The sequence below is a fragment of the Pseudomonas sp. BS-2016 genome, assembly GCF_001806145.1.
GTDB classification, from domain to species: domain Bacteria; phylum Pseudomonadota; class Gammaproteobacteria; order Pseudomonadales; family Pseudomonadaceae; genus Aquipseudomonas; species Aquipseudomonas lundensis.
Genome location: NZ_MLCT01000123.1, coordinates 1 through 2534 on the forward strand (window position 1 = coordinate 1; position 2534 = coordinate 2534).

General features: G+C 61.4%; 2 protein-coding genes and 1 pseudogene. All 3 read right to left on the bottom strand.

Annotated elements, in window-relative coordinates:
- Window positions 1–255, bottom strand: a pseudogene (locus BKD70_RS22895) (protein-(glutamine-N5) methyltransferase, release factor-specific); the annotation flags it as partial.
- Window positions 256–1338 (bottom strand): peptide chain release factor 1, encoded by a 1083-nt coding sequence (gene prfA, locus BKD70_RS22900; protein ID WP_054896862.1) that lies wholly within the window; start codon window positions 1336–1338, stop codon window positions 256–258.
- Window positions 1335–2534: glutamyl-tRNA reductase (gene hemA, locus BKD70_RS22905; RefSeq protein WP_083286071.1), on the bottom strand; the 1200-nt coding region annotated here is incomplete at its 5' end. The genes prfA and hemA, both read right to left, overlap by 4 nt.

The following is a 2534-nucleotide window of genomic DNA, read 5'->3' on the forward strand; positions in this document are numbered from 1 at the left end:
CGGTGCCACTTCCAGGTCGAGTTTCCAGAAGCCTTGCTGGCCGAGGATATAGGCCACCGGCTCGCCGCTGCGGCGGCGCTGCAGGTAGCCGGAAAAGGTCAGCGCGTCTTCGCTGCTGACGATCTTTTCCGGCCAGGTATGCAGATAGCTGCGTGATTTGCCCAGGGCAGCGGCCAGCAGCAACTCCACGTCCAGGCGCGCCGTCGGCGAGTCGGGCAGGTCAGCGGCGCGCAGCAGGCTGGCGATGATGGTCATTTAGTCACCTATCGCTGCCAGTTGGTCGGCCTGGTATTCGGCGAGCAACGGCTCGATCACCGCATCCACGCCCCCGGCGAGAATTTCGTCGAGGGAATACAGGGTGAGGTTGACCCGATGGTCCGTGACCCGGCCCTGGGCAAAGTTGTAGGTACGGATACGCTCGGAGCGGTCGCCGGAGCCCACCAGCAGCTTGCGTTCGCTGGCAATTGCGTTGGCCGCGGCGCTGGTCTGCTGGTCGTTCAACTTGGCCGACAACCAGGACATGGCCCGCGCACGGTTCTTGTGCTGGGAACGTTCTTCCTGGCACTCCACCACAATGCCCGACGGCAAGTGTGTGATACGGATCGCCGAGTCGGTCTTGTTAACGTGCTGGCCACCCGCGCCGGATGAGCGGTAAGTGTCGACACGCAAATCCGCCGGGTTGATCTCGATGGCTTCCTGTTCGTCCGGCTCAGGCAACACCGCGACGGTGCACGCCGAGGTGTGGATACGGCCTTGGGATTCGGTCGCAGGCACCCGTTGCACGCGGTGCGCCCCGGATTCGAACTTCAGCTTGCCGTAGACGTTGTCGCCTTCAACCCGGGCGATGACTTCTTTATAGCCACCGTGCTCGCCCTCGTTCTCGGAGAGGATCTCCACGCGCCAGCCGCGACGCTCGGCATAGCGCGAATACATGCGGAACAGGTCACCGGAAAAAATCGCCGCCTCGTCGCCACCGGTACCAGCGCGGATTTCGAGGAAAACGTTGCGTCCGTCGTTAGGGTCCTTGGGCAGCAGCATGCGTTGCAGGTCACCCTCAAGCTCAGCGAGTTTTTCCTTGGCTTCGCGGACTTCTTCCACGGCCATTTCGCGCATGTCCGGGTCGCTGTCCTTGAGCAGGGCCTGGGCGCCTTCGAGGTCGGCCTGGACTTTCAGCAGGTGTTTATAAGTGGCCACAATGGGCTCAACTTCGGCGTATTCCTTGGAATAAGCACGGAATTTGGTTTGATCGGAAATGACCTCGCCATCGCCGAGCAAGGCGGTCAGTTCTTCGAAACGGTCCTGGAGCACGTCCAGTTTATTGAGCAGTGACGCTTTCATTGCGGTTTTTTATCCGAAGAGCTGTCTGACGCGCCCTCACCGAGGGCAAAGAGTTCCTGGGCCATGGCCAGCGCATCGAGGCGGCCTTCGGCGGTAAGCTTTTTCAACTGGACGCTAGGAGCGTGGAGCAGTTTGTTGGTCAGGCCACGGGCCAATTGCATCAGCACTTCCTCGGCGCCGCTGCCGTTGGCCAGCATGCGCTGGGCCTTGAGCAACTCTTCATCACGCAGGCGTTCACCCTGCTGACGATACGCCTTGAGCACATCCACTGCCGCCAGCTCACGCAGGCGCACCATGAAATCTTCGGCGCCGGTGCTGACCATTTCCTCGGCGGCCTGGGCGGCACCCTGACGACTCTTGAGGTTTTCAGCGACCACTTCATGCAGATCATCGACGCTATAAAGGTAAACGTCGTCCAACTCGCCGACTTCGGGCTCGATATCCCGTGGAACGGCGATATCTACCATGAAGATCGGCTTGTGCTTGCGCAGCTTCAACGCGCTCTCGACCGCGCCCTTGCCCAGAATCGGCAATTGGCTGGCGGTAGAACTGATGACGATATCACTGCGCACCAGTTCAGCGGGAATGTCCGACAGCAGCACCGCATGGGCACCGAACTGCTCGGCCAGAATGCTGGCGCGCTCCAGGGTGCGGTTGGCGACCACGATGCGCTTCACGCCAAGATCGTGCAGGTGACGGGCCACCAGGGTGATGGTTTCACCAGCGCCGATCAGCAGGGCCTGGCTGCGCTGCAAGTCGCTGAAAATCTGCTTGGCCAGGCTCACTGCGGCAAAGGCCACGGACACCGGGTTTTCGCCGATGGCCGTATCGGTACGCACTTGCTTGGCGGAATTAAAGGTGGCCTGGAACAGGCGGCCCAGCAATGGGCCGACGGTGCCGGCCTCACGCGCCACGGCGTAGGCAGACTTCATCTGGCCGAGAATCTGCGGTTCACCCAACACCAGCGAGTCGAGACCGGCCGCCACGCGCATCATGTGACGAACTGCCGCATCCTCTTCATGCACATAAGCGCTGGCACGCAGGTCATCGAGGCTCAAATGGTGATAATCGGCCAGCCAGCGCAGCACCACATCCGCCGAGAGATGTTCCTGCTCTATATAGAGCTCGCTGCGATTGCAGGTCGAAAGGATCGCAGCTTCGCGGCTGTCGGTAAGCCGGCAGAGCTGCTGCAAGGC